Genomic DNA, 26,182 nt, shown 5'->3' on the forward strand with positions numbered 1-26,182 from the left:
GGAGGAGAAGCCGATGTTCAAAAAGCTGATGGCAAAATTCGGTGTAGGAGCGGCAACGGTTGATCTCAAGCTGGACGCCCCTGGCTACCGACTGGGAGAGACGATGACCGGTGTCGTGCGAATCGAGGGCGGCAACGTGGAGCAGCGCATTTCCGAGCTGAGCGCAGTCCTGCTGATGAGAGTGAATTTGCGCGGGCAGGAAGTGACCAAGCAGGTGCAGGTGTACCCGATCAGCCGCAACTTTACGGTACAGCCAAAGCCGTTCGTGCAGGAGATTCCGTTTTCGTTTGAGATGCCGCATGGACTGGCTGTGTCGACGCCAGCGATCCAGTACGCGCTGCAAACCAAGCTCGATGTGGAAATGGCCCTCGACCCGACCGATTTTGACCGCGTCGAGATTTTGCCGCCCGAGCCAGTGGAGCGCGTACTCTGTGCGTTTGACCGCCTGAACTTGCGCCAAAAGCCAGACTCCGGCAAGCTGACGCCGTACGGGCAAGAGTTCTCCTTTTTCCCGGCTGCCAACCTGGGCATTCCGCTCAATGAGCTGGAAGTGGTCTTTTTCACCGCGCCAGACGAGCTGCGCATGCTGGTAGAGCTGGACCTGGCTACAGGCTTTTTGCGCCGCGAGAAGGAGTACAAGGCCGAAATCGTGGTTCCGCAGCAATTGCTCGCAGACGGACAAGAGGAAGAGCTGTCCCGTTATCTGATCGAAAAAATTCGCGAATACGCGAACAATCCGCAAGCGATTCCGTACGTGTCGCTCGCTTCCTACCAACAGGGGCATTACGGACACGGCCACCACGGACATCGCGGCAGCGGCATGGGCGGCATGATCGGGGGCATGGCAGCCGGGTTCTTGGGCGGCATGCTGCTTAGCGAGCTGATGTCGCCGGATGAGGAAATGGCCTCAGAGGATGGCGGCGAGGGCGAAGAGATGGATTTTGACTTTGGCGGATTTGACGAGGAACTGTAAAAGGCATTTCGCATACACATACAGGAAAGAAAGCCATTGCTTGCTGGATGACGGCAGGCGATGGCTTTTTTGTGTGTAGGAATGCAGCGAAAACGGGCGTGATCTCATCGGCACGCCCACTCACGGACTTTTCGTGAAGCGCCGAGCGCTTCGGTGATGAGCCGATCCCTTGTTTGTTTGCACATGAAAAGCCCTTCTCGCGTATATCTAATAGGCAATGGGAAAGAGGTGACCACATATGAGCGGATGGCTCGCACTCCTGCTCGTTTCCCTGGCCATCAGCATGGACAGTGTCAGCGTAGGATTGACGTATGGTTTGCGCAACATGAAAATGCCGTTTTTGTCGCTGGTCGTCGTATCGGGATGTTCTTTTGCCGTTGTGTATGGTGTCATGCTCGTAGGTGCTTCGCTGACGGATTGGCTGACGCCTGAGATTGGCAAGCATATCGGCGCAGCCGTCTTGATTTTGATGGGCTTGTTTACTCTCTGGCGGCTTTTTTCTTCGCGTCAGGGCAGGGGAACGGAGCCGGATTTGCTGCCCGCACAGTCCGGTATGCCGGCGGGTCAAGCAGGCGCGCTGACTCCCGCGAATGGCGAGGCGGCAGTGTCAGCCAGAGAAACGCAGGTAGAGCTGGATCGCACAGTATTAACGCAATTTCGCATTTTCGGTGTCATGATTCAAATTTTGAAAGACCCCTCCAAAGCCGATGCGGACCGTTCGGGTGATATCATGGGCTGGGAGGCGGTTATGCTGGGGCTGGCGCTCTCTTTGGACGCTTTTGGCGCGGGAATCAGCCTCACATTTTTGGGCTACTCGCCACTCGTCGTCGCGTTGTGCATCGCGATAATGAGCGCGCTGCTGCTTGCGGTCGGGCTGGCGATTGGACGGCGTGCGGGAAAAACGAGGTGGCTTGCCCGCCTGACCTGGCTGCCGCCGATTCTGCTCATTTGCATCGGGTTGGCCAAAAGTTTGAAATAACTTCCATTCAAAAATTCGGACCCGTCCTGGAAAAAGGACGGGTTGTTTTATTCGTTCTCTAACGAAAACCCCCAGTGTGAGAAGTGGATGGAGGAGATGTAGGTGGATACACAGCCAATTCGAAAATGGTACACGCTGGCAGCGGCCGACGTGACCGAAGCCCTTCATAGCGATGCGGCTTTTGACCGCCAATCGGCTGGAGGTAGAAGAGTCGGCGCTGAAGGGGGAGTCTGTTCCTCGGCAAAAACGTCAAAAAATTGGACACGGCCCAAGCCTCGACGGTTCCGTTGGGCGATCAGAAAAACCTCGCCTTCATGGGCACGATGGCATTTTTTGCGGGCAAATGCAAAGCGGTAGACAGGAGAGCGATCGTACTTGGGGAAATATAACAATACGGTATTATTCTGCTTAATGGGGTGGGGGTTTTTGTGAAAGCGAGTCAAAAGCTGAAGCAAAGGTCATTGCGAAAGGTGCAGCAAGCCGCAAAAGAAATCGAAGCGCTCTTGCAGGAAGGAACGGTCCAGGACGATAGCGCGAAAATCAGACAAAGGCTGGATGACATGCTGGAAGGAGACGAATATTTTGTTCTCGTCACGCGGGAGGGACTCGGGATCATTCACACTAACCGGTTGCGGGAAGGCACGTTGTTCAACGATGAAGTCGGTTTACGTGCCGCACGAACCAATGAACCGTTGGCACAAATGTACCCCCGCAACACCGGTGAGCTTTTGCTGGACACATCAGTACCTGTTCAGGTAAGAGGAGAAAACGCTTACAGTCTGCGCTTAGGCGTGGTCGTACCCGCTTTGTCCTACGGCTGGAAGCTGGTGGCGGCCTTCGTCATGCCCGTTTGTTTCGCAACAGTTGGTCTGTGGCTGGCTCAGTCGCCCTGGACAAAAGGAGCGGTTGCAGCGATAGCTCTCATGCTCGCCGCTTGTATCGGGCTGTTGACCCATCGCAATTTCCGTCACAACTGGCGCGATTGGATGAGGGTCACGAAAGCCATTTCTTCAGGAAAGCTGAAAGCGAGAGTGCAGACTGCACGGCGCGACGAATGGGGGCAAATGTCGTTTGAAATCAACAAAATGTTAATTGGCATTCATGGCATATTGACTGAGCTGCGGCAAACGTCGCATGCGACCAAAGAGATCAGTACAAAGCAGGAAGCGATGGTTCAGGAGCTGCTAAGCGCTTCCGAGCAGCTTTCTGCCGGTCTGCAGCAGGTGCACGGCGGAGCGGTGGAGCAGGCGAGTCTGGTTGAAGATACAGAGGCGGTATTAAAAAAGATTACGGCACTGATTCGCAAAGCCGGGAGCGAATTGAAAGAGACCAGTACGCTGACCCAGGAAGCGGAGCTGGCCGCCCGGGAGGGGATTGCGAAAACCAGCCACTTGCACATGCAAATGCAGCGCATCGAGCAGGCGAGCCATACGACAGAGACCTCCATGTATGAGCTTAAGCGCCAGGCTGCCGGGATTGAGCAAATGATTCGCGACATCCGGGAAATCGCCGAACAGACAAACATGCTGGCGCTGAATGCAGCGATCGAAGCTGCGCGAGCGGGTGCGGAAGGACGGGGATTTGCAGTCGTCGCGGATGAGGTGCGCAAGCTGGCGAACCGGGCAGACGAAGCTGCTTCCCACATTATGGACGTCGCCGGTGCGATTATTAAGAAGTCCCATCAGACCGTGCAAGTCGTCCAGGAAGAACGCCAGGAGGTGCAAAGCGGACTCGCGCTCGTGCAGGAGCTGCAAACAATCGTGCACGTCCTGTCCGAAAAATCAGCCCTCTCTGCGACTCATACGGCGCGCAATGCGGAAGTCATGGGCGAAGTGCTGCGCGATGTCGACGCGGCCGAACAAAATATCGACAAGGTCATGTACATCTCGCAAAGCTTTTCTGTATCAGCGAAGGAAGCGGCAGCAGCCGGCGAGGCCCAGCTAAACGCAACCGAGCAGGTATCCGACCAAGCCAGACGACTCCACGAGACATCTGTGAAGATTCACCAGATTGCCGAGCGGTTCGAGCTGTAAGCGGGCCGTACAACACAAGTATCATACGGGATTACAAAGGAAGCCGCGATCAACCATGGTGGAGCATGTTGGTCGTGGTTTTTTTGCTGACATATTTGAATCAAACGGCTGTTTGGCGGAGGCGTGAACACTTTCCGTCAGCATTACTGATTGATTATGAGCATTTGTGATTGTTTTTGATTGAATGTGCATGTATAATCAAAATCAATCAGATGGCACTGCCAGAAGGGAGGGTACGATGCTAACTCCGGAACGTCATCAGTTGATTATTGCGCTCGTAAAAGAAAAAGACTTCGTGCGAATCCATGAACTTGTCGAGGCTACAGGAGCGTCCGAGTCGACGATTCGGCGGGATTTGAGCGAATTGGAAGAACAGCGCTTGCTCAAGCGCGTCCACGGTGGAGCATCTGTGCTGCAGAGCAAAATCGAGGAGCCGACGATTCTGGAAAAGTCGGTCAAACGCGAGCGGGAAAAGACGGCGATCGCCAAATACGCTGCCAGCCTGGTACAAGACCGCGATTCGATTTTTATCGATGCGGGCACCACGACTTATCAGATGCTCCCGTACTTGCCCGAGAACATCATGGTCGTGACGAATGGGGTGGATATAGCCCTCCATCTGATTAACCGCCACATCCGAACGATTCTTCTGGGAGGTGAATTGAAAGCGGCTACATTGTCGCTCGTCGGGCGAGACGCGATCAAGTCGCTCAGCCAATATCGCTTTGATAAATGTTTTCTCGGCATGAATGGGATCGACCAAAGCCACGGTCTGACTACACCGGATCCCGATGAAGCGTACGTCAAGCAGTTGGCGCTGCAGTTTTCGGATGAACGCTTTGTCTTGTGCGACTCCGACAAGTTTTCGCGCGTCACGTTTGCCAAAGTGGGCGACCTGCACGGAATTACGCTCATCACGGATAGCGGTATCAGCCAAGAGGAACAACAAGTATACAGCAGAATAACAACTCTTAAAGTGGTGAAAGCATGATTTACACAGTAACCCTGAATCCGTCGATTGACTACCACATCTGGCTGTCTGCCCTGTCGCAAGGAGCGATTCACGAGGCGAAAAAAGAGTGGAAGGTTGCAGGCGGAAAAGGGATCAATGTCTCCAAAGTTCTCCGCGCCCTCGGTGAAGACAGTACGGCTCTGGGGTTTGTCGGAGGGTTTACGGGAGTATTTATACAGCAGCAGATCGAGCAAGCCGGCATTGCTCATCAGTTTATCCAGATTAATCACGATTCGCGGATCAACGTAAAAATAAAGGCTGAGAACGAGACGGATATTAGCGGGGTCTCTCCCCCCGTTCCTGAAGAAGCGCTTGAGCGCCTTTTTGAGCAGATCGACCGTTTGCAAAGCGGCGATTACCTCGTCCTCGCCGGAAGCGTCCCCAAGAGCTTGCCCTCCGATATGTACCAGATGATTATGCAGCGGCTGCGCGGCAAGGGAGTCCGCATTTTCCTTGACGCCAAAGGGCAGGCCTTGAAAAACGGTTTGCCGGAAGAACCGTTCCTCATCAAACCGAATCACCATGAACTGGGCGAATTGTACGGCGTGACGATTGCGACTCCTGCCGAAGCGATCGAGTGGGGACGAAAAGCGCTCCAGATGGGCGCGCAAAACGTCATCGTCTCGATGGCCGGACAAGGAGCGGTCTTTGTCAACCGGAATGAGTCCTATCTTGCCCAGATTCCACAGCGCAAACCGGTCAATTCGATCGGCGCCGGAGATTCGATGGTAGCAGGATTTCTCTACGGTCTGACACGCGGGATGGATACCGAAGCGGCGTTTCGTTTTGCCGTAGCGGCCGGGAGTACGACCGCCCTGTCGGAAGGTTTTTGCACGCGTGAAAAAATAGAAGCATTCATTCAGGACGTTACGATTACCTTCATTTCGTGATGGGGGGTTACCCATGAACAATAAGATTCGCATTGGTGATTTGCTGAATTCAGACACGATTGTCGTTCATTTGTCGGCGACCACAAAAGAAGCTGTGCTGGATGAGTTGATCGAGCAACTCGACAAAGCGGGACGACTGAACGACAAGGATGGCATGAAGCAGGCCATTCTCGCCCGCGAGGCTCAAGGCTCTACGGGAATTGGCGAGGGAATAGCCATCCCGCATGCCAAGACAGCCGCGGTCAAGACACCTGCCATCGCCTACGGTTTTTCCAAAGAGGGCGTGGAATTTGATTCCCTGGATCAACAAAAAGCGCATCTCTTCTTTATGATCGCCGCAACCGAAGACGCCAACCAGGCTCATCTGGCGACGCTTGCACTGCTCTCCCAGATGCTCATGGACGAGTCGTTTCGCCAGGAGCTGATGAAAGCAGAGACGAAGGAACGGGTGCTTGAGATTATCACGAACAAGGAAAAGGAACTTGAGAGCGAAGATGAAAGCGTTACAGAAGACGTGGCAGCCGATCAGCAGCACGTGTCCGCCAAAGTGGTCGCAGTAACGGCTTGCCCGACCGGCATCGCCCACACCTACATGGCTGCCGATGCACTGAAGAAAAAGGCGGCGGAGCTAGGGATCTCGCTCAAGGTGGAGACGAACGGTTCCGGAGGAGTAAAAAACAAGCTAACGTCGAGCGATATTGAAGAAGCCGCTGCTGTCATCGTGGCCGCTGACCGGCAGGTGGAGATGGAGCGTTTCGTCGGAAAGGTTCTCATCGAAGTACCGGTAGCCGAAGGAATCCGCAATGCCGAAGACCTGCTGCAGCGCGCCGTCAATCAGAGGGGCAGCGTCTACCGCGGGAGCGCGACCAATTATCAGGAAAAGATTCAGGAAGGCAAGGACGCGAAAAAGTCCAAGCAGCCAGCCTTTTATCGTCACTTGATGAATGGCGTGTCCAATATGCTTCCGTTTGTCGTGGGCGGCGGGATTATCATCGCGATCAGCTTTTTGTTCGGGATCAACGCGTCTGACCCGAACGATCCGTCCTTCCATCCGCTGGCCAAAGTATTGATGGACATCGGCGGAAAAACGGCATTTCAACTGATGATTCCGGTACTGGCCGGGTTTATCGCTTCCAGCATCGCCGATCGGCCAGGCTTTGCGCCCGGTATGGTGGGCGGATTGCTGGCAACTACATCGGGCTCCGGCTTTCTCGGAGGAATCATTGCCGGCTTTTTGGCCGGGTATATTGTGCTTGGGCTGAAAAAGCTGTTTGTTGGACTGCCGCAATCGCTGGAAGGGATCAAGCCGATGCTATTGTACCCGCTGCTGGGTACTTTGATTACCGGCTTTATCATGGTCTACATCGTCTCCGATCCCGTCGCGGCAGCCAACACGGCGCTTGGCAACTTGCTGAAAAACATGGGTACGGGAAATGCTGTTATCCTTGGTGTCATTTTGGGCGCGATGATGGCCTTTGACATGGGGGGCCCCGTCAACAAAGCGGCTTTTACGTTCGGGATTGCGATGATTGCCGAGGGGAATTACGCCCCGCATGCAGCGATTATGGCTGCCGGCATGACTCCACCGCTCGGCATTGCCTTGGCCACTACCCTGTTCAAAAAGAAATTTACGGCCGAAGAGCGGCACGCGGGAAAAACCGCTTACGTCCTGGGCGCTTCCTTCATCACGGAAGGGGCGATCCCGTTTGCGGCGGCTGACCCTACCCGCATCATTCCTTCCATTATGGCCGGTTCTGCCGTTGCCGGCGGATTGTCAATGCTGTTCGGGTGCACATTGCCGGCTCCGCATGGCGGTTTGTTCGTACTGCCGGTTGTCGGTAACTGGCCGCTGTACCTCGTTTCGATTGTTGCGGGGGTCATTGTTACGGCCCTGATGATAAAAGTACTGAAAAAAGACATGGCAGAGTAAAAAGGAGTTGGGCATCATGTTGACCAAAACATTCACCATTCAAAATCCAAGCGGCATCCACGCCCGTCCGGCCAGATTGTTTGTGGAGAAAGCGACCTCCTTTCCGTGCGAAGTGAACGTCGTCAAAGGCAGCAAGAAAATCAACGGCAAGAGCATCATGGGCTTGATGACGCTGGGAGCAGCCAAGGGAGATCAAATCACGCTGGAAATCTCCGGAGAACAAGTAGAGGAAGCGATGGAGGAACTGGGCAAGCTGCTTGAGTCGGTTCACGAGTAACAGACAGGAAGCCGCCTTCGGGGAACGACAGGGAAAAGCTCGCGTTACCATTCAATAAAAACGGGGCGTCCAGCAGTCAGTTTACACTGACTTTCTGGACAGCCCCTGTTTTATTTTCTGGCTCGTCTGCATACACATGACAATGAGTGAGAAGTGGATGGAGGAGATGTAGGTGGATACACAGCCAATTCGAAAATGGTACACGCTGGCAGCGGCCGACGTGACCGAAGCCCTTCATAGCGATGCGGCGCAGGGATTGACCCAGCAGGAGGCGGAGCGGAGACTGGTTAAGCAAGGTGCCAACCAGTTGGCTGAGAACAAACGCAAGCCTCTCTACTCGGTCTTTCTTGACCAGTTCAAGGATTTTATGGTGCTCATCCTGTTTATCGCCACGCTGATTTCCTACTTCCTGGGAGAGTATCTGGATGCGATTACGATTATTGCGATCATCATCATTAACGGCATACTCGGGTTCATTCAGGAGGCCAAAGCTGAACGATCCCTGCAAGCGCTAAAAGAGCTGGCATCCCCGATGGCCCGGGTTATTCGCGAGGGGCACATCTCCATGATTCCCGCTTCGCGCCTGGTGCCGGGCGATCTGGTGGTGCTCGAAGCGGGGGACCGGGTTCCGGCAGACATGCGGCTTTTGACCGCCAATCGGCTGGAGGTAGAAGAGTCGGCGCTGACGGGGGAGTCTGTCCCTGTCGGAAAAAACGTCAAAAAACTGGACACGGCTCAGGCCTCGACGGTTCCGCTGGGAGATCAGAAAAACCTCGCCTTCATGGGCACGATGGTGACGGGCGGAACAGGTAGCGGCATCGTCGTGGCGACCGGGATGGAGACGGAAATCGGGAAGATCGCCCACCTGATGAATACAGCGGAAGAAGCGGAGACGCCGCTGCAAGTGCGCCTGGAGCAAATGGGCAAAATTCTCGTGGTCGTCGCTTTGCTGTTGACGATTGTCGTGATCGTCGCCGGGGTTTGGCACGGACATGAGCTGTTCACGATGTTTTTGGCAGGAGTCAGCCTCGCGGTAGCGGCGATCCCGGAAGGCTTGCCAGCGATTGTGACCGTCGCGCTGGCGTTAGGCGTACAGCGGATGATCCGGCGTAATGCGATCGTGCGCAAGCTGCCGTCGGTAGAGACGCTCGGCTGCGCATCGGTCATCTGCTCCGACAAGACAGGCACGCTCACCCAGAACAAAATGACGGTGACCCATGTCTGGCACAGCGATTCCACCTATGAAGTCACCGGAAGCGGCTACGCGCCGGAGGGAGCTTTTCACTACCAAGGAAAAATGGTGTCCCCTGCCCGCGACGGAGCGCTGACGCAAATCATTCGCATCGCGGACCGCTGCAACAATGCGCGCCTGATCTGCGAGGAACAAGGCACGCGCAACTTGCTTGGCATGGGCAAAACCACGCGGCATTGGCAGATCGTCGGCGATCCGACAGAGGGAGCGCTGAAGGTGTTGGCCGCAAAAGCAACGGGCAATGCCGGAGAGCGGGGCAACCCGAAACAGCAGTCGGTGCGCGTCGAAGAGCTGCCTTTTGATTCAGACCGCAAAATGATGTCCGTCGTCGAGAAAGGCGCAGACGGCGTTCACTCCCTGTTGACCAAGGGCGCGGCAGAGGCGGTGCTGGCGCGATCCACGCACATTCTCTGGGGCGGCGAACTGCAGCCGTTGACCGCTTCATTGCGCCATCGGGTACTGGAGCAGACAGAGCTGATGGCGGGCAAAGCGCTGCGGGTTCTCGGCTTCGCCTACAAAACGCTGCAAGGCTATCGCCCTGGGCAGCCGATCGGCACGATGGAAAACAATCTCGTCTTCGTCGGGCTGGCCGGGATGATTGACCCGCCGCGCGAGGAAGTTCGTTCCGCGATCAACCTGTGCCATCAGGCGGGCATCAAGACCATCATGATTACAGGCGACCACAAGGTGACGGCCGAAGCGATCGCCCGCCAGATCGGGCTGATGCGCGGCTACGGCGAAGTGCTGGAGGGCCGGGAGCTGGACGGGATGTCGGATGAGACTCTCGCCGACCACGCCGAGCGGGTAACCGTGTACGCCCGCGTATCCCCCGAGCATAAGCTGCGGATTGTGCGCGCCCTGCAAAGCAAAGGGCACGTAGTCGCCATGACAGGCGACGGCGTCAATGACGCTCCGGCGATCAAAACGTCGGACATCGGCATCGCCATGGGGATCACCGGGACAGACGTGACGAAGGAAGCGGCCGATCTGGTCCTGCGCGACGACAACTTCGCCACGATTGTCGCCGCCGTCGAGGAAGGGCGCAACATATACGACAATATCCGCAAATTTATCCGCTATTTGCTCGCGTCCAACGTAGGCGAGATTCTCGTCATGTTTTTTGCGATGCTGCTCGGCTTGCCGTTGCCGCTCGTTCCCATTCAGATTTTGTGGGTCAACCTGGTGACAGACGGCTTGCCCGCCATGGCTCTCGGGGTCGATCAGGCTGAGGCCGACACGATGTACCAGCGCCCGCGCAACAAGGCGGAAAACATTTTCGGCAGGGGCTTGGGCTGGAAGATCATCAGCCGCGGCTTTTTGATCGGAGCCATGACGCTGCTCGCTTTCTGGCTGACGCTGCGCGAGAATCCGAACGATCTGGTCCACGCCCAGACCGTCGCCTTCGTGACGTTGGTCATGGCCCAGTTGATTCACGTGTTCGATTGCCGCAGCCAGTACAGCGTGTTTCACCGCAACGTGTTTGAAAACAAATACCTCGTCTGGGCCGTTATTTCGTCCCTGGTGCTGGTGCTCGGAGTCGTGTACATCGACGCTCTCCAGCCGATTTTCAAAACGACCGATCTGTCCATTCGCGACTGGGCGCTGATTCTCGTCACATCCGGTGTCCCGACGTTCGTGGCAGGGATCGGCGGCGTGCTCGCCAGCGGCCGACCACGAGCAGGCAAGCAAAAGCGTTCTTCCATGCGCACAGTACGTCCTGATTGAGAACTGAGTTGGTTTCGTACGGCGAAACGAGGGAGAGGAAGAAATTGTGCGTTTTCGAAAAGGAGGCTGGAAAAGGCGCGGCAGACGCATCTTCGCAACGTTTTTGTTTATTGTCGTATCCCTGGTGATCCTGTTCATCATCGTGGAAAGAAGGATCGAGCCGACCTTGCTGCTGATCGCCCAAGCCAAAGCCGATCAGGTGGCAAAGCTCGCCATTACGGATGCGGTCACGAAGCGTTTGACGCAGCAAGGCGTGGATTTCAACGAGATTGTGATGATGGAAAAAGACGAGGAAGGGAGCATCAAAGCGGTCAATTTCAACTTCCGCGAATACTCGCGGATCGTGGGGGAGACGACCGCCCGCATTCAAAATCGGCTGAAGGAGTTGGAGCAGGAGAACGTCCAGACGACGATCCCGCTCGGCCTGGCTACCAAAAACGTGTTTCTGGAGCACCTCGGCCCGGAAATTCCCGTCTCGTTCGTGCCGATCGGTGCCGTGAAGACCCGCCTGGAGACGGAGATGAAGCAGGCTGGCATCAACATGGTGCTCGTCACCGTCTATATTTACGTCGAGGTCGACTTGCGCGTAGTCATCCCGTTTGCGACCAAGCAGCAAACGGTCACGACGCAAATACCGATCAGCGAGGCATTGATCGTAGGCAAGGTGCCGAGCTACTTGTACAACAACCCGGCCGGGAAGCCGGATGTACCGATGCCGAGGAATGAGCAGATGATTCACCAGCCGTAATGGAAGAGGGGCGGCAATTTGGCCGCCCTTTTCTATTGGTCAAATGCATAAAAAACAGTAAGCCCCAAGACAAGCTTTTGATAATATTTGCTGTAGCAGGTTTTTAACACGGTATTTGCATTTTTATAGCTTTCGTCGTTTCTTGGAAGAGGAAGAAATAACAACAAAAAGGGCGCCTGTAAGTGTTAAATCATCGGAACGGAAGTTTCAAAAAATGAGGACTGTCCGAAAAGTGTTTTTTCAGCCCAATGACTTAAAAAGCAAAACCCAAGAATGCCATGAAATCAACATTCTTGGGTTTTAGGTTTTGGTCTTTTTAGTCAGGGATGGACTTTCTGCACAGCCCCTGTTTTCGGTAGAGGGTTTCCCAATGTTTACTCTAAAGGATGCACTTCACACATTAACCAGCGTTTTAATAAACCGCTGGTACATCCACTAATTATGAAGCATTATACAGTTTTAGCGGTACCATACATGTTTCCATCAACCGTAGAACCAACTAGTGTTTCGCAACTGCCTGAATTAAATGTGATTTGTGCCCATCTGATCCCGAATCCAGCTTCAAAATACAGACGAGAATAAACTTCTGCATATGTGTAACCTTCAACGCGTGTAGTTCTCTTCTCTCCTAGCTTACGGGGGGTAAGTTCCAGTGTAGATCCCCAGAAATGGCGACTATAATCACCATCAGCAGTATCTACCTCAACCGACTTCCCATTATACTTAAAAGACCCCTCTGCCCCCATGTAAACATCTTATTCCCCTGTGCATTGTAACCAATTCCAGTAGTACGCTTTGTATCAGTGTACTCCCACGTAAGAGCGCGAGGTTGGACAAGACTAGTTCTTTGATTCTCGGCATTGGATGAAACTGTTCTTACTTCAAGAACAAAAATTTCTCCTAATTGAGACACGTAAACGTTAATTTCACTCATATCATTTTTAATAGTAATAACTTTATCATCCGAGCGTTCTATGCTATTTTTCTTCTCGTCCATAAACGCATTAATATTATTAAGTGGTTTATTCTTTCCATATTTTTGATTAATTTTCTTTACTTCTGCTGGAAAGACATCCTCTAAAGATAACGTCGGGTCATTAAAAGCTTCAGGCGCTGGATGTTCAGAAAAAAATGTATCGATCGTTTTTTCAACCTTTCCAAGAGTAACATCATCTTTATGTTTCAAATCTTCAAGCTCTTGAATCAAAGCAGGGACACTAGTATTAATATAAGATCTAATTTCTGAAATTTTTTCCTGCCTACTTCCATCTTCAATTGTGCCATTTGCAAAAGTTGGAGAAACTGTTGTCAGCATTAATGTCCCTGCAATTAGAGTACTGAAAAATGCCTTCATACCCTAATATACCTCTTTTGGAAAAATATTACTTTTTATATCAAGATTATATTCCGATACTCTCAGATTTGTCTACCTTTTTTTACTCCCCAAATAGTAATATATTAAATAGCAGATTGATATAATTAGAAGAAATATGGCTAAGTAATAAATAAAAGGCAGTAGGAATGGAGCGTGTTGCATTATCAGGTACAATACAAACGCTACTAAAAAGAATAATGTGAAAAATATAGAGAAATTTTTCATACTTTCTCATACTCCTTTTCAGACCCAAATTACGGTCGATAAAAAATCGTACCGTTGCTCCTGTTATTTGACAATAACATAATAACACATAATTGCATAAAATAACCAACTTAGTTTATGTTTTGTAAAAAGCAATTATTTTGCTATTTTTATAAAAATATTGCTCGTCTAGTCTCCGACAGTGCATAAAATCCCCGGAAATTATAAGCTTGATTTTTTTTGTACGTGTTTTGTTGGCAAATATAAATGTAAAGCTAGTAAAACAATATCATGCTTCTTGTCACTATTACATTTTAATGTAATTGACTAGAGGGTAGTTACAAAATGGTAAAAATGGAAATTAAAGGTTATTTAATGCGGCTATCCTATTGAAAAATGAGTCGGGCCCATTGATGCGCAATTTGTTGAATCTCTTCACTTACAGGTTGTCTCATGAATGGGATCTAGGTTATCCTAATTTCCAAAATCTTATTATAATGACTGAGTTACTTCTTGTCCGTCTCTTTTCCAATCTATCCAAGAATCTAGCCTACACTTTCCCCAAGTGTAAAATCCTAACCGAAAAAATTTGCTGAAACGTATCCAAAACTCCTCCGTCCAATGAATAGAAACACGCAACAAGTGAAAAACAATCATTGGAGGAATACAACATGAAAACAATTCGTACAGGCATGATGACATTGGCGGCTTTGGCCGTGCTGGGAACGAACATCGTATCGGCTGCCTCCGAACCGGTAAAAGAACTGTCGGTCAATGTAAACGGAAGCGCGCTTGAGCAAGCCGCAATTTTTGATAAAGAACAACAAACCGTTTTGGTCCCGCTGCGCCCTGTAGCGGAATCCCTTGGGTACAAAGTAAGCTGGAACAACGAACAGCAGGCAGCCGAAGTGCAAAAAGGCGCGATTGCAAGCTACGCCAAGGTCGGAGAGGATCGCTACCCGTTTGCGAAAATGTACAAGACACTCGGAGCAAAACCGCTTCTCGTAAATGGCAGCACCTATGTTCCGGTCGCTTTCGTGGATGAAATCCTGCAAGCAGAAGTCCATGTGACAGACAGTGCGGTGACGGTTGTGGACGAAGAGGCAGAAAAAGCGCCAGTGCGTACGGGCACGATCACGGCAATCAACAAAAAAGACGATGGCAAAATCTCGATTGCCTTGAATGGATACGAGACGGGAATCATCCTGCACATCAGCGCGGAAACCAAAATGACTGACGCTTCCGGCAAAGAGCTGAAGCCGGAAGACTTGAAGCTGGGCATGGAAGTGGAAGCGACACACCAGCAAATGATGACGATGAGCATGCCGCCGCAGACAGGCGCGCTCAGCATCGTTGTCAAGAGCAGCCTGGAATCTGCGGAAGTCATCGGGACAACCGGAAAAGTAACGAGCATCGAGCCTGACCAGCAAGGCACCTACAAGATGGCAGTAGAGGGCCGCGGCCTGACAGCGACCTCTCCGGAAAAAGTAGCGCTGATTATCAACGACAAGACCAGCATCGTCAATGCCAAAGACAACAAGGCCCTCAAGCCGGAAGACCTGAAGGCTGGCATGAATGTGTTCGCGTTCTACGGGCCGAAACTGACGCGCAGCCTGCCGCCAATCGGTGTGGCGGAGAAAATCGTCGTGGAAATCACCGAAGCCGAATAAAACAGGTCAACCGGAAAACACCCAGGCTGACCTGCTAATAGAAAGGAACCGGGATGGCACTTGCTGTCCCGGTTTTTCTGTCAAAAATCAATCGCCCTGTGCGAATGCTCAAGAGCGGAACGGCAGCGACCGGGTCGCCTTTTTTGCTTCGGGGCAGGTCACAGGCTGCACAGCCCGGCAATGAGGCAATCCCGGCAGTTTTCGTTCAAAAAGCGTATGCCATGCAAATGACCCGGCCAAGTCGCTCATGCTCCCGTTCCTCGTAGGCAGTGAAGCCGTACTTTTCATAAAACGGGACGACCTTGCTGTTTTTGGCGAGGACGGCAAGGTGCAGGGACGTATAGCCGTTTTCCCGGTACCAATCGATCAGGCAGTCGAGGAACTCTTTGGCGTAGCCTTTGCCTTGACAGTCGCTGTGCAGCATGATAAGCCCGAGCCAAGGTTGTTTGTCCCGCGGATTGCAGAGAATAAACTGTGCAATCCCGATGATGTTGCCGTTGGCAGATTCGCGCAGCGCCATGCTGTAGGAGTCCTCGAGGGCGAGGTTTTCCAGGTGATCGGCTTCTATCTCCTGGACAGTGACGGCGCGTTTTCCGAAGGCGCACTCCATATAGTCGGGGTTCGAGTTATAGACAGCAAGCAGCTCGGCAAAATCTGCGGGAGTGACTGGCGAAAAATGCAGCCGCTTGCTGGAGGGGATAAAAGCAGGAGAATGTGGCATACGAAGGCTCCTTTCTCGTCATTTAACAACAATCTAATTAGATGATAATCTAATATAAGAAAATGTCAATGCCCTCAGCGCGCCAGCCCGCGCAGGTTAAGGGAATTCCCTGATACACAACCGCCCATGTAAACTCTACAATAGCATTTAGATGATTGTCTCAAAGGAGGAGCGCATGAGTACGTGGAGAGAAGATCTGGGGACATCCAATGAAGCCATATCCCTGATGCAGTCCATCTTTGCCAACGTCAGTGACGCCATCCTGGTGATTGACCATGAGGGCCGGATCGTCAGGGCCAACGCCGCGCTGGAGCAGATGACGGGTTGGACCGAAGACGAGCTGATCCGGGAAAAGCATATTTGCGAGCTTTGCTTGGGGATGGCAACCTGTATGGAGGAGACGAGCTGTACGGACTGTTTTTTCAAACGCGTACAAATGCCGTCCTTTGAAATGAAGCTCCGTACAAAAGACGGGCGTGATTATCCCGTAGCGGCCAGCTCTGCCCGCTTGCCTGAAGAATCAGGCGGCAAGCTGGTGATGATTTTGCGCGACATGTCGGCTCAGCAGCGTGCGGAAAAAGAGCGTTACCAGCACAAGCTGACCCACTTTGCCATTCAGGCTCAGGAAGAGGAACGCAAGCGTATTGCCCGCGAGCTGCACGACGGTATCGGGCAGGCGCTTTACAGTATTTTGGTTGGACTGAATGTGGTCAGGCAAGGCAATCCGGGCGAAGCCGTCATGCAGCATGTGACAGAGCTGGTGAACATGACGTCGCGGGCGATGGAGGAAGTCAAGCGTATGGCACTGGAGCTGCGCCCGTCCGCTCTCGACGATCTGGGCCTTTTGCCTGCCTTGCGTTCGTTGATGAAGCGGCTGGAAAAAACGTTCCACCTCCAGATCGAGCTGCATGTGCAGGGAGAGAAGCGGCGGTATTCCGCCCCGATGGAGACAGCGCTGTACCGGATCGTTCAGGAGGCCATGACCAATACGGCGAAGTACGCGCAGGCGAGCCAGCTCGGGATCATGTTCGAGAATCGCGAAAAAGAAGTAGTTGTAACGATAGTGGACGACGGTATCGGCTTTGAGGTGGAGAAGACGTTGAATTTCGGCAAAGGGCTTGGCGTGTTCGGCATGAAGGAACGGGCGCAACTGCTCGGAGGTACGGTCGATATTCGCTCGGCGCCCCAAGAGGGGACGACTGTCATCGTCCGTATTCCGTTGCCAGAGGAGGGGATTTTGGATGACGATTCGCGTCTTGATCGCTGACGATCATGCGATTGTACGGTCCGGGCTGGGCATGCTAATCAACGCCCAGGAGGACATGGAGGTCGTCGGCTATGCGGCTGATGGCAAGGAAGCTTGCGAAAAAGCCCTGGAAATTCGCCCGGACGTGGTGCTGATGGATTTGAGCATGCCGCCGGGGGAGAACGGCCTGACCGCGACCGCAAGACTGAAGGAAGCGGCGCCGGACATTCAGGTGCTCGTCCTGACCATGCACGACGACGAAGAATACTTGTTCCGCGTACTGCAGGCCGGAGCTGCCGGATATATTTTGAAAAGCGCTCCCGATCTCGATCTGATCGCCGCGATCCGCTCGGTGAACAACGGCATGGCCTATTTGTATCCGTCAGCGACCAAATCGCTGATAGAGGAATTTTTGCAGATGGTCAAAAACGGCGAGGAGCAGGCCAAGTACGAGATTTTGACTGATCGTGAAAAAGAAGTGCTCGTGCTGATCGCCAAAGGCTTCAGCAACAAGGAAATCGCGGAGCAGCTCACCGTTTCCGTGAAGACCGTCGAGTCGCACAAGGCGCACATCATGGAAAAGCTGCATTTGCGCACGCGTCCCGATCTGGTGCGGTATGCCATCAAAAAAGGCTGGCTTGATTTTGAATAAAGGTCCAATGCTCACGCTTCAACACGCCCTTGCCGCTGTGCCAGGGCGTGTTTTTTTATTGCGGCAGAGATTGGAAGATTATGTAACCTGACGGCTGGTTTGTCCGTCTATTGGGTGAACGTGTAAAAAATACCCAAAACAGGTTATCAGGAGGATCGAGATGAAGAGGATCAACCAGTCTGTCATGACGGCCGTCGCGGCTTGCTTGCTGGCTGCCACGCCGATCTGGACAATGCCGCCGCAGGCAGAAGCAGCAGGCAGCGCGCAGGAGCAACTGCCGCAACAAAAGGAGTTTTCCCAAGAAGTGCAAAACACGCTGGACAAGCTGAAGGAAGCCATTCCGGAAATAAAGGCGCTACGCCTGGAAAGAAAGTCCGTAGGCAAGCCGAGCTTCCGGAACTATCCACATCAGGTCTGGACTGTGCTGCTGACGGATCGGCCGGAAACAGGAGCAGAGAAAAGCCGCCTTGCCTACGCAACGGCCAGAATCGAGCTGGATGCCCAGACGGGGCGACTGCTTTACCTGGATGTGAAAAATCCGGCCTGGGCGTCTGCTGACTACCCGGACGAAAAGCTGGCGCGCGAAAAGGCCGATGCGTTTCTCGCCAGCATGCTCGGCAAGGATGCCAGCCAATTCAAGCAGTCAAAAGCGCTAAGCAGAGGAAAAGCAGGGATAGGCGACGGCAAAGGCGCCATGATCGAATGGGTAAACTCTACCGTCTACTACCAGACGCTAATCAATCAGATTGCGCTCGATGGCAACGCGCTCTCGGTTTCTATCGACCACGCCGGGCATGTCATCCGCTTTGACGCGTACAATCAAATCCGGCCTGACGAGGTAAAATGGCCCGACCCGCAAAAAGCGATCTCCCTGGAAAAAGCAAAGCAAATTTATCAGGATAAGCTGAAAATGGAGCTGGAATACGTAGCCGAGCAGCCGACTTCCTACTCCGCGCCTGGCAGGGCAGAGGAGAAGAAGCCGATGCTTGTTTATCAGCCATACGGTGTGTACAGAATCGACGCCCTCACCGGAGAGGTGCTGGACGAGCCAGACCAGCAGGCCAAGGAGAGCGTTCAGGTAAAAGGAGAAGGGAAGACCATCAAAATCGCTTCGCAAAAAGAGGCCGAGCAATGGCTGAAGTCGCGGTTTGGCATTGACGTTGCAGGCGCTACTTTTGAATACGACGATCACAAGGACAATCTGCGGGAAGGACTGCAGGCGATTGAGTCGTACCACTGGATGGACTTCACGGAAAAGGCCAATCAGGCTTTTGAAACCATTACGCTTACGACTGATGCTGCCAGCGACCGCCTGATCGACTTTCATCTGTACCTGCCGGAAAGACAGGAGCAAAAGCAAAAAATCAGCGTCGACGAAGCGCGGAAAAAAGCGATTGCCGCGCTGCAGCCATACCTCGATCCGGCTGTTTCCGAGCTGACGCTGTTTACGTTCAGACATGATGAAGCAATCCCGGACTGGGTGGACAAAAGCAAGCTGGAAAAAAGGAACGAGCCGCGTGAGTATTACTTCAATTTTCAGGGGAAACGCAACGGAATCCCCGTGTCGGATGAATTTTACCGGGTTGGCATCGATCAGGTGACAGGCGCGGTTACAGGGCTGAGTTTCCACCCGATCCACCCTGACATCGCCTTGCCTGCTGCCACGAAGCTGGTCAGCGCCCAGGAAGCCAAAGAAACGTATCAAAAGGAAGTCGAGCTGGAGCTGGTGTATTACTGGGAACAGTACGAAGATCAGCGCGCACCTGAGCCGAAACTGGTCTATCAGCGAAAACGGGAGGACAGCTACCGCTTCGTCGACGCCACTACTGGAAAATTGATCGAAATCAAATACCGGTAAGCCTCTCCAAAACCGTTAAAGCCGATCTGCTCTTGCAGAAATCGGCTTTTTTTGTCGAACCTGTGACACAAACCGGGCAGAATCAGGAGTTTCCCTGACCATTTTAGGGGATTTCCCCGAATTACTTCCAACTGGTCCCAGGGGTAGAATGAAGGCGTGAAAGATATGATGCGCCTGCGCGGCACACAGAAAGGAGAACAGTGCGATGGAGACGCAAATCGACAAATTGAAACAAGGCAAAAAATCAAAAGAAAAAAAGACACAGCCAGAGCAAGAGGAACTGAAGGGAACGTTTGCCGCTGTGTTAATTGTGGGAGGCATCATTCTCGTCGGTTGGCTGGGTGTATTCGGGCTTTTCCTGGACCGGGCGTAATAGAGGAAGAGAAGGAGGATACTTATGCATTTGCACCGTTATGAAAAAATATGGCTGATGCTTGGTGCGGGCGGACTGGCGCTGTTTGTCCTGTTGCTGTGCGTCAATGCGTTTGCGATGGGGATGGCCCCGCCAAGCAGTATGGAAATGATCGACCCCGAACAGGTGATGGAAACCCCTCCTTTTGACAAACCGGGGCTGAAGCAGGTAGGGGACAAGGAGTACGACGCTTACATGACGGCGTTTGCCTTCGGCTTCTCGCCGACGAAGATGGAGGTCGCGGCAGGCTCGACGATCAACTTCCACGTCACCAGTCCGGACGTCATTCACGGATTCCAGATTCCTGAAACGAACGTCAACTTCATGGTTTTGCCGGGACATATCAGCTCGGCCAGCTATACGTTTGACAAGCCAGGCGAGTACTTGATTCTTTGCAACGAATACTGTGGCGCCGGCCATCAGGTGATGGCGACCACGATTATTGTGAAATAGAGGTAGGTGAACCCTATGGTAATCGCACGAAAAATAGACGATTCGATTCCCCACGTTCCGATACAGCGTTCGGCGGCTAAACTTAGTCTGTCGTATGTGTGGGTGGCGTATATCGCCTTCGGGCTGGCTGCATTGGCAGGTATGCTTCAGGGAATGGTGCGCGGCGGTATCATAGAACTGCCAAGCTGGACGAACTACTATCAAATCTTGACAGCTCACGGCGTATTGATGGCACTCATTTTTACCACGTTTTTCATCGTCGGCTTTATTTTCTCCGGGGTAGCTCGCACGACAGGCGGTTCCTTGCATGGAGCAGCGCTGAAATTCGGCTGGGCAGGCTGGATTCTCATGGTGACAGGCACCTCGATGGCTGTCGTCACGATTTTGATGAATGAAGCTTCGGTCTTGTACACCTTCTACGCTCCGCTGAAAGCATCGCCGTATTTTTACATCGGCTCGGCCTTGCTCGTAGTGGGCAGTTGGCTGGCGGGCTTCGGGGTTTTTGCCAGCTACCGCAAATGGAGACGGGAAAATCCGGGGAAAAACTCTCCGCTGTTCGTCTTCATGGCGGTCACGACTTACATCATGTGGATTATCGCGACCCTTCCGGTAGCGGTCGAGGTGCTGTTCCAGCTCATTCCGTGGTCGCTCGGACTGGTGCCGACAATCAACATCATGCTCAGCCGCACGCTGTTCTGGTTTTTCGGTCACCCGCTCGTTTATTTCTGGCTGATGCCCGCTTACATGGCCTGGTACGTATGTGTTCCGCGCATTATCGGCGGCCATGTGTTCAGTGATTCGCTCAGTCGCCTCGCTTTTATCTGTCTCTTGCTGTTCTCCATTCCGGTCGGGTTCCACCACCAGTTGATGGAGCCGGGAATTTCCGCCGGATGGAAAATGATTCACGTCACGCTGACGCTGATCGTGGTCATTCCGTCGCTGATGACGGCGTTCTCGATGTTTGCAGTCTTTGAAACGACAGGTCGCAAAAAAGGCGGCAGCGGTCTGTTCGGCTGGTTCAAGAAACTGCCTTGGACAGACGTTCGCTTCTTCGCCCCGTTTGTGGGAATGCTGTTCTTCATTCCGGGCGGTGCGGGCGGAATCATCAACGCAAGTAACCAGCTCAACGCCGTGGTGCACAATACGATTTGGGTAACAGGGCACTTCCACATTACAGTCGGCGCCGCAGTTGCGCTCACCTTCTTCGGGGTCAGCTTCTGGCTGGTGCCGGCCTTGACAGGGCGCAAGCTGACCAAGACGGCAAACCGCATGGGGATGGTGCAAACCGTCTTCTGGGCAGTAGGGATGTTCCTGATGTCGCTCGCCATGCATACGATGGGGCTGCAAGGGGCGCCGCGCCGCACGGACTATACGACGTACATGGACCATCCGACTGCGCTCGGCTGGATGGATTACCAACGCGTCATGGCGTTTGGCGGAGGGCTGCTGTTTGTATCGGCGGTTCTGCTGATTCTCATCCTGCTGTACCTGACATTCTACGCACCAAAAGGAAACACCGAGTATCCGATTGCCGAAACCGAGACTACCCAGGAAGTTCCGCGCATTTTGGAGCGTTGGCCTGTATGGGTCGGACTGGTCGCCTTCCTGATTATTTTGGCTTACGGCTATCCGATCATGGAGCAAATTCAGCATCAGGCGCCAGGCTCGCCTCCATTCCGAACCTGGTAACATAAGCAAACGAGGAAAAGAAAGAGCCACTGCCCATTTGTCATGCATGGGGGAGTGGCTCTTTCGCATTACCAGTATCCAAGAGCGGCCAATTCGGTGAAGGCGAGAATCAGATAGCCAATCGCCAGCAGCCAGAGAGCGAGCAACCTGAGATCTTCCTCTTCAAAAGACATGGAACTCCTCCTTTACCTCTCGTTACCCACAAAGTATTCAGGAGGAGAGGCATTGGTTTAGCTTTATGGCTCGTAAATCATTTTGCGGGTCATCCCGCCGTCCACGACCAGCTCGGTTCCGGTGATAAAGTCGTTTTCTTTTTGCGTCAAAAAGAGGCAGGCGCGGGCGATGTCGTCGGGCGTGCCGACGCGGCCTGCGGGATGCTGCGCATGATCGAGCGGGCGCAGTGCCGTGTAATCGCCGTTTTCAATCCAGCCTGGCGAGATGGCGTTCACGCGAATCCCGTCGGGGCCAAGCGATACGCCCAAAGCGTGAGTGAGCGCCAAAATGCCTCCTTTTGATGCTGCATACGCCTCTGAGTGCGGTTCAGACATGTGGGCTCTGGTCGAGGCCAGGTTGACGATGGCGCCGCCGCCGTTTCGTCGCATGATCTTCGCCGCTTCCCGCGAAGCGAGGAAGACGCTGCGCAGGTTCGTGTTCAAAATCCGGTCCCACGCTTCGACGGTCAGGTCGTAGGGGGATTCCCAGACCGACAAGCCGGCGTTGTTGATGAGCACGTCGAGTCGTCCCCAGCGGGCGTCAACGGTCTGCATCAGATTCTCGATTTGCTCGGGCTCGCTCACATCCGTTTGGACAAAAGCGGCCGAGCCTGCGATTGCTTCTGCTCCGTTTATTTTCTGGACAGCAGTTTCGCCAGCCTCGGAATTGCGCTCGGCGATGACGACGTGAGCGCCGTGCGCAGCGTACATGGTGGCGACGGCAAGTCCGATGCCCTGCCCGCCGCCTGTGACGATGACAATGTTATCCGTGTATTTCAAGCAAAACTCCTCCAAACAATAAAGTATGTATCAGCGTGCCCTTGTCCTTCTCCCGTCAAACTGCAATCGGGAAGAAAAAGGGATTGAATAACGTTTGTAACTATATTAAAGTAAGTTATATATTTGGAACAGGCAATGGACACATGGAGGGGAGAAAACTCATGACTACGGAACTGAAAATGACGGCTGAACAAGTGATGGAAGCACGCCACAGCGTGCGCAAATACGATCCGAACGTAACGATTCCACAAGGAGAGCTGAACGAGATTTTGCGTCTCGCGGCAAGCGCTCCGTCTTCCTGGAATCTGCAACATTGGCGTTTTCTCGTCGTTACGGATCCAGCGATCAAGGAAAAACTTTTGCCGATCGCTTACGGTCAGCAGCAAGTCGTGGATGCGTATGCCACCATCATCATACTCGGAGATTTGGAGGCGTACAAGTCGGCGCGCCCGGTTTATGACGCTGCCCTCGAAAAAGGCTACGTCACCGAGCAAGTGCGTGACAACATGATCGCGCAAATCGAAGGAGCTTACAAAAACAATCCGGAGATCGCCCGCGACGAAGCCATCCGCAACTCTTCCTACGCGGCGATGCAACTGATGCTGGCGGCAAAAGCCAAAGGCTACGACACATGCCCAATGGGCGGATACGATCGCGATGCGCTCATCAAAGAGCTGAACATCCCGTCCCGCTACATCCCGACATTGATGCTGACGCTCGGCAAAGCAAGCGTGCAAGCTTATCCGACAGCCCGCTTTGGACTGGATGAGCTGGTGATTACGAACAAATTTTAATCGTAAACGCGTGAAAAAGGAAACCCGCTTGGTCAGGGTTTCCTTTTTGCTGTGTGCCGACAAATCAGTCAGGGCGCTTGCTTGTCGTTTCAAGGGCGATTTACGACAGCACGGCTAGCTTGCCGGAAAATTTTCCTCAGGGCCAAGGGCGAGAGGCAGTTCTACCATGATCGAAGTGCCATGTCCTTGCTTGCTATTGACCAAAAAGCCTCCTTTGTGCAACTGAATGATCTCTTTGCAGATCGCGAGCCCGAGTCCGCTGCCAGACAGCTTGGAGCGTCCTTTGAAAAATTTTTCCGTGACGTGCGGCAAGTCATTCGGGTGAATCCCTTCTCCGCTGTCCGCGACGGTGACCGTCAGCCTTCCCTCCGAGGCTGTCGCTGTCACGGAAATCGTACCGCCCTTTGGCGTGAATTTGAAGGCGTTGTCCAGCAGATTGACGAACACTTGCTTCAGCCTGTTGCGGTCGCCCATGACGGTCAGGGGAGCGGACGGGAGCGCCAGTTGAAAATCAATCTGCTTTTCCTGGGCGCGGATGGCGAACTGGACGTGCATGTCGTCGAGAATTTCGCGCAAATCGAGCAACTCGCGGGACAGCTTCATTTCGCCGGACTGGAACTTCGAAAAGTCGAGCAGCTCTTCCACGAGGCCGATGAGGCGGTCGGTTTCCTTGGAGATGACTTCCAGCCCGAGCATTGTTTCCTCCGGCTCCTCCAGGCCGCCGGAGAGGAGCGTTTCTCCCCAACCCTTGATCGAGGTCAGCGGCGTGCGCAGTTCGTGGGAGACGGAGGAGATGAAGTCGTTTTTCAGCTTTTCGTTTTTGCCGATCTCTGCTGCCATGTAGTTGAACGTATCGGCGAGCGTCCCGACCTCGTCGTCGTAGCGCTTCGGAGCGCGGGCGGTGAAGTTGCCCTCTGCCATTTGCTTCGCGGCATTCGTCAGGTCCTCGATGGGGTCGACGATCCGTTTGGCCATGAGCAGACTGAGGGCAAAAGCCAGCAGGACGACGCCAGCCCCGACGCCCAGCCCGTACAAGGCGATGCGATTGACCGCCTGATAAAGAGGCTCTGCCGAGATCGTGTAGCGGAGGACGCCGACGTATTCAGACCCGAAGGTGAGGGGATTGGACACGGCAATGACCCGCTCACGCGACTGGGGCGTTCGGCCTACGAACAGTCCTTTTTGCCCCCTGATCGCTTCCATGACGTCCGAGGTTTGGACAAGCTCTCCCGTCTGGAAGCCGTACGAGTTGAGAATGACCTTGCCGTTTAGGTCGAGCACCTCGATTTTGGCGTATTCCTGGCTCGATACGTTTTCCAAAATATAGCGGGCCTTGTCTTTTAAGCGATAGCCCGTTGCGTACTTGTTAATAAAATTGGTGAAGGTCGTGCTGCGCGTCTCCAACGCTTCGGTAGCAGTTCCGAAGTAGTACGTATGGACCGCCCAGTAAAACAGTCCCTCCAACAAAAGCACGATCAACAGCAAGATCATGCCGAAGTAAAAGACGAGCCTGCTTCTAATTCCTTTCATCAGGAGCGTCCTTCCGCCAAAGGTATCCGTACCCCCAGACCGTTTCCAGGAAGGCCGGGTGGGCAGGATCGTCTTCGATTTTTTGGCGAATCCTGCGGATGTTCACATCCACGATTTTCAAGTCCCCGACGAAAAACTGTCCCCAGACGTTCGTCAAAATTTCGTCGCGACTGATCGCTTTGTTGGCATTTTCGGCCAGCAGCTTGATAATGGCAAACTCCTTCGGGGTCAGGACAATTTCCTGATCCTTTTTCGTCAGCTTCCGCTCATCGAGCAGCAGGGTGAAGGGAGCGATATCAATCGTATTTTTGTCCTCCACAAGAGCGGGGAGGGGAGCCAGCCTGCGGTGCAATGCCTTTACGCGGGCCAACAGCTCAGCCGGACTGAACGGCTTCGACACGTAATCGTCGGCCCCGAACTCCAGCCCCATCACTTTGTCCAGCTCCTGGCTCTTGGCAGTAAGCATGATGATCCCGAGTCGCGGGTATTTTTTGCGCAGTTGTCCGCACACTTCAAAGCCGTCGATGCCGGGCAGCATCACATCGAGAATCGCGATTTCGATATCGCTTTGCGCTTGCGCGATTTCTAGCGCTTCTTCGCCTGTCGCCGCCTCAATGACCTCGCAGCCTTCGCGCCGCAGATTGATGCGCACAAAATCGCGAATTGATTTTTCGTCTTCAAGCAATAAAACCTTCATAAACAAATCCCCTTGGTCTGATTTCGACTTTTTTCGCTCGCAGGCGGATCGGTACAGGGAAAACAGCATT

The 26,182-nt window shown here is 53.4% G+C and carries 22 protein-coding genes; 17 read left to right on the forward strand and 5 right to left on the reverse strand.

Features of this window, described 5'->3' with window-relative positions; genetic code table 11:
* Positions 1-13 precede the first annotated feature (13 nt).
* The 9 genes from AC27IT_RS22130 (at position 14) to yunB (ending at position 11,819) form a co-directional block, all read left to right on the forward strand.
* Positions 14-973: a sporulation protein gene (locus AC27IT_RS22130; protein ID WP_005832237.1), complete on the forward strand. Its 960-nt coding sequence runs from the start codon at positions 14-16 to the stop codon at positions 971-973.
* Positions 974-1,211: 238 nt separating this feature from the next.
* The gene (locus AC27IT_RS22135) at positions 1,212-1,952 is read left to right on the forward strand and encodes an MntP/YtaF family protein (RefSeq protein WP_487092101.1); all 741 of its coding nucleotides are present in this window, start codon (positions 1,212-1,214) and stop codon (positions 1,950-1,952) included.
* Positions 1,953-2,380: 428 nt separating this feature from the next.
* Positions 2,381-3,985, forward strand: coding sequence for a methyl-accepting chemotaxis protein (locus AC27IT_RS22140; RefSeq protein WP_005835572.1), 1,605 nt, complete (start codon positions 2,381-2,383; stop codon positions 3,983-3,985).
* Positions 3,986-4,223: 238 nt separating this feature from the next.
* A complete protein-coding gene (locus AC27IT_RS22145) occupies positions 4,224-4,976 on the forward strand; it encodes a DeoR/GlpR family DNA-binding transcription regulator (RefSeq protein ID WP_007782597.1) in 753 nt (250 codons plus the stop codon).
* Positions 4,973-5,887 (forward strand): 1-phosphofructokinase, encoded by a 915-nt coding sequence (pfkB, locus tag AC27IT_RS22150; RefSeq protein WP_005835575.1) that lies wholly within the window; start codon positions 4,973-4,975, stop codon positions 5,885-5,887. Before AC27IT_RS22145 ends, pfkB begins: the two co-directional genes overlap by 4 nt.
* Before the next feature lie 13 nt (positions 5,888-5,900).
* The gene (locus tag AC27IT_RS22155) at positions 5,901-7,817 is read left to right on the forward strand and encodes a PTS fructose transporter subunit IIABC (RefSeq protein WP_026558304.1); all 1,917 of its coding nucleotides are present in this window, start codon (positions 5,901-5,903) and stop codon (positions 7,815-7,817) included.
* A gap of 16 nt (positions 7,818-7,833) precedes the next feature.
* Entirely contained in the window at positions 7,834-8,094 is a 261-nt protein-coding gene (locus AC27IT_RS22160; RefSeq protein WP_005835578.1) for an HPr family phosphocarrier protein, read from the forward strand.
* Positions 8,095-8,266: 172 nt separating this feature from the next.
* On the forward strand, positions 8,267-11,071 hold the full coding sequence (locus AC27IT_RS22165; protein WP_026558303.1) for a calcium-translocating P-type ATPase, SERCA-type: 2,805 nt from the start codon (positions 8,267-8,269) through the stop codon (positions 11,069-11,071).
* Positions 11,072-11,117: 46 nt separating this feature from the next.
* On the forward strand, positions 11,118-11,819 hold the full coding sequence (yunB, locus tag AC27IT_RS22170) for a sporulation protein YunB (protein WP_197186726.1): 702 nt from the start codon (positions 11,118-11,120) through the stop codon (positions 11,817-11,819).
* A 697-nt stretch (positions 11,820-12,516) separates the two neighbouring features.
* Here yunB and AC27IT_RS22175 read toward each other — a convergent pair.
* On the reverse strand, positions 12,517-13,173 hold the full coding sequence (locus tag AC27IT_RS22175) for a hypothetical protein (protein ID WP_487092103.1): 657 nt from the start codon (positions 13,171-13,173) through the stop codon (positions 12,517-12,519).
* A gap of 896 nt (positions 13,174-14,069) precedes the next feature.
* Between AC27IT_RS22175 and AC27IT_RS22180 the strand changes: the two genes are divergently transcribed.
* On the forward strand, positions 14,070-15,068 hold the full coding sequence (locus AC27IT_RS22180) for a copper amine oxidase N-terminal domain-containing protein (protein ID WP_025845797.1): 999 nt from the start codon (positions 14,070-14,072) through the stop codon (positions 15,066-15,068).
* Positions 15,069-15,273: 205 nt separating this feature from the next.
* Here the strand turns inward: AC27IT_RS22180 and AC27IT_RS22185 are convergent, their stop codons facing one another.
* A complete protein-coding gene (locus AC27IT_RS22185) occupies positions 15,274-15,789 on the reverse strand; it encodes a GNAT family N-acetyltransferase (protein ID WP_122903218.1) in 516 nt (171 codons plus the stop codon).
* Between the two features lie 175 nt (positions 15,790-15,964).
* Here AC27IT_RS22185 and AC27IT_RS22190 point away from each other — a divergent pair, with 175 nt between their 5' ends.
* The 6 genes from AC27IT_RS22190 (at position 15,965) to AC27IT_RS22215 (ending at position 22,099) form a co-directional block, all read left to right on the forward strand.
* Positions 15,965-17,056: a PAS domain-containing sensor histidine kinase gene (locus tag AC27IT_RS22190; protein ID WP_283858582.1), complete on the forward strand. Its 1,092-nt coding sequence runs from the start codon at positions 15,965-15,967 to the stop codon at positions 17,054-17,056.
* Positions 17,031-17,687, forward strand: coding sequence for a response regulator (locus tag AC27IT_RS22195; RefSeq protein WP_005833283.1), 657 nt, complete (start codon positions 17,031-17,033; stop codon positions 17,685-17,687). Before AC27IT_RS22190 ends, AC27IT_RS22195 begins: the two co-directional genes overlap by 26 nt.
* Before the next feature lie 160 nt (positions 17,688-17,847).
* On the forward strand, positions 17,848-19,545 hold the full coding sequence (locus AC27IT_RS22200) for a YcdB/YcdC domain-containing protein (protein ID WP_283858583.1): 1,698 nt from the start codon (positions 17,848-17,850) through the stop codon (positions 19,543-19,545).
* A gap of 205 nt (positions 19,546-19,750) precedes the next feature.
* Positions 19,751-19,918: a cytochrome c oxidase subunit 2A gene (locus tag AC27IT_RS22205; RefSeq protein ID WP_005833287.1), complete on the forward strand. Its 168-nt coding sequence runs from the start codon at positions 19,751-19,753 to the stop codon at positions 19,916-19,918.
* A 24-nt stretch (positions 19,919-19,942) separates the two neighbouring features.
* The gene (locus AC27IT_RS22210) at positions 19,943-20,410 is read left to right on the forward strand and encodes a cytochrome c oxidase subunit II (RefSeq protein ID WP_005833289.1); all 468 of its coding nucleotides are present in this window, start codon (positions 19,943-19,945) and stop codon (positions 20,408-20,410) included.
* 15 nt (positions 20,411-20,425) lie between these two features.
* Entirely contained in the window at positions 20,426-22,099 is a 1,674-nt protein-coding gene (locus AC27IT_RS22215) for a b(o/a)3-type cytochrome-c oxidase subunit 1 (RefSeq protein ID WP_007782622.1), read from the forward strand.
* Positions 22,100-22,335: 236 nt separating this feature from the next.
* On the opposite strand, the gene AC27IT_RS22220 is transcribed toward AC27IT_RS22215, so the two are convergent.
* Complete coding sequence (locus AC27IT_RS22220) at positions 22,336-23,091, reverse strand: SDR family NAD(P)-dependent oxidoreductase (protein ID WP_007782629.1); 756 nt, start codon at positions 23,089-23,091, stop codon at positions 22,336-22,338.
* A 161-nt stretch (positions 23,092-23,252) separates the two neighbouring features.
* Between AC27IT_RS22220 and AC27IT_RS22225 the strand changes: the two genes are divergently transcribed.
* On the forward strand, positions 23,253-23,885 hold the full coding sequence (locus AC27IT_RS22225; protein ID WP_007782632.1) for a nitroreductase family protein: 633 nt from the start codon (positions 23,253-23,255) through the stop codon (positions 23,883-23,885).
* Positions 23,886-23,999: 114 nt separating this feature from the next.
* Here the strand turns inward: AC27IT_RS22225 and AC27IT_RS22230 are convergent, their stop codons facing one another.
* Both AC27IT_RS22230 and AC27IT_RS22235 read right to left on the reverse strand, forming a co-directional pair.
* A complete protein-coding gene (locus AC27IT_RS22230; protein WP_007782636.1) occupies positions 24,000-25,415 on the reverse strand; it encodes a sensor histidine kinase in 1,416 nt (471 codons plus the stop codon).
* Complete coding sequence (locus tag AC27IT_RS22235; RefSeq protein ID WP_007782640.1) at positions 25,402-26,112, reverse strand: response regulator transcription factor; 711 nt, start codon at positions 26,110-26,112, stop codon at positions 25,402-25,404. Before AC27IT_RS22235 ends, AC27IT_RS22230 begins: the two co-directional genes overlap by 14 nt.
* Positions 26,113-26,182 lie beyond the last annotated feature (70 nt).

The organism is Brevibacillus sp. YAE8, assembly GCF_057543335.1.

Coding starts and splice junctions, on each gene's coding strand:
- AC27IT_RS22190 (WP_283858582.1), top strand. CDS start 15,965: ATGAGTACGTGGAGAGAAGATCTGGGGACATCCAATGAAGCCATATCC.
- AC27IT_RS22210 (WP_005833289.1), top strand. CDS start 19,943: ATGCATTTGCACCGTTATGAAAAAATATGGCTGATGCTTGGTGCGGGC.
- AC27IT_RS22155 (WP_026558304.1), top strand. CDS start 5,901: ATGAACAATAAGATTCGCATTGGTGATTTGCTGAATTCAGACACGATT.
- pfkB (WP_005835575.1), top strand. CDS start 4,973: ATGATTTACACAGTAACCCTGAATCCGTCGATTGACTACCACATCTGG.
- AC27IT_RS22230 (WP_007782636.1), bottom strand. CDS start 25,415: ATGAAAGGAATTAGAAGCAGGCTCGTCTTTTACTTCGGCATGATCTTG.
- AC27IT_RS22215 (WP_007782622.1), top strand. CDS start 20,426: ATGGTAATCGCACGAAAAATAGACGATTCGATTCCCCACGTTCCGATA.
- AC27IT_RS22185 (WP_122903218.1), bottom strand. CDS start 15,789: ATGCCACATTCTCCTGCTTTTATCCCCTCCAGCAAGCGGCTGCATTTT.
- AC27IT_RS22205 (WP_005833287.1), top strand. CDS start 19,751: ATGGAGACGCAAATCGACAAATTGAAACAAGGCAAAAAATCAAAAGAA.
- AC27IT_RS22130 (WP_005832237.1), top strand. CDS start 14: ATGTTCAAAAAGCTGATGGCAAAATTCGGTGTAGGAGCGGCAACGGTT.
- AC27IT_RS22200 (WP_283858583.1), top strand. CDS start 17,848: ATGAAGAGGATCAACCAGTCTGTCATGACGGCCGTCGCGGCTTGCTTG.
- AC27IT_RS22195 (WP_005833283.1), top strand. CDS start 17,031: ATGACGATTCGCGTCTTGATCGCTGACGATCATGCGATTGTACGGTCC.
- AC27IT_RS22180 (WP_025845797.1), top strand. CDS start 14,070: ATGAAAACAATTCGTACAGGCATGATGACATTGGCGGCTTTGGCCGTG.
- AC27IT_RS22135 (WP_487092101.1), top strand. CDS start 1,212: ATGAGCGGATGGCTCGCACTCCTGCTCGTTTCCCTGGCCATCAGCATG.
- AC27IT_RS22175 (WP_487092103.1), bottom strand. CDS start 13,173: ATGAAGGCATTTTTCAGTACTCTAATTGCAGGGACATTAATGCTGACA.
- AC27IT_RS22235 (WP_007782640.1), bottom strand. CDS start 26,112: ATGAAGGTTTTATTGCTTGAAGACGAAAAATCAATTCGCGATTTTGTG.
- AC27IT_RS22145 (WP_007782597.1), top strand. CDS start 4,224: ATGCTAACTCCGGAACGTCATCAGTTGATTATTGCGCTCGTAAAAGAA.
- AC27IT_RS22225 (WP_007782632.1), top strand. CDS start 23,253: ATGACTACGGAACTGAAAATGACGGCTGAACAAGTGATGGAAGCACGC.
- AC27IT_RS22160 (WP_005835578.1), top strand. CDS start 7,834: ATGTTGACCAAAACATTCACCATTCAAAATCCAAGCGGCATCCACGCC.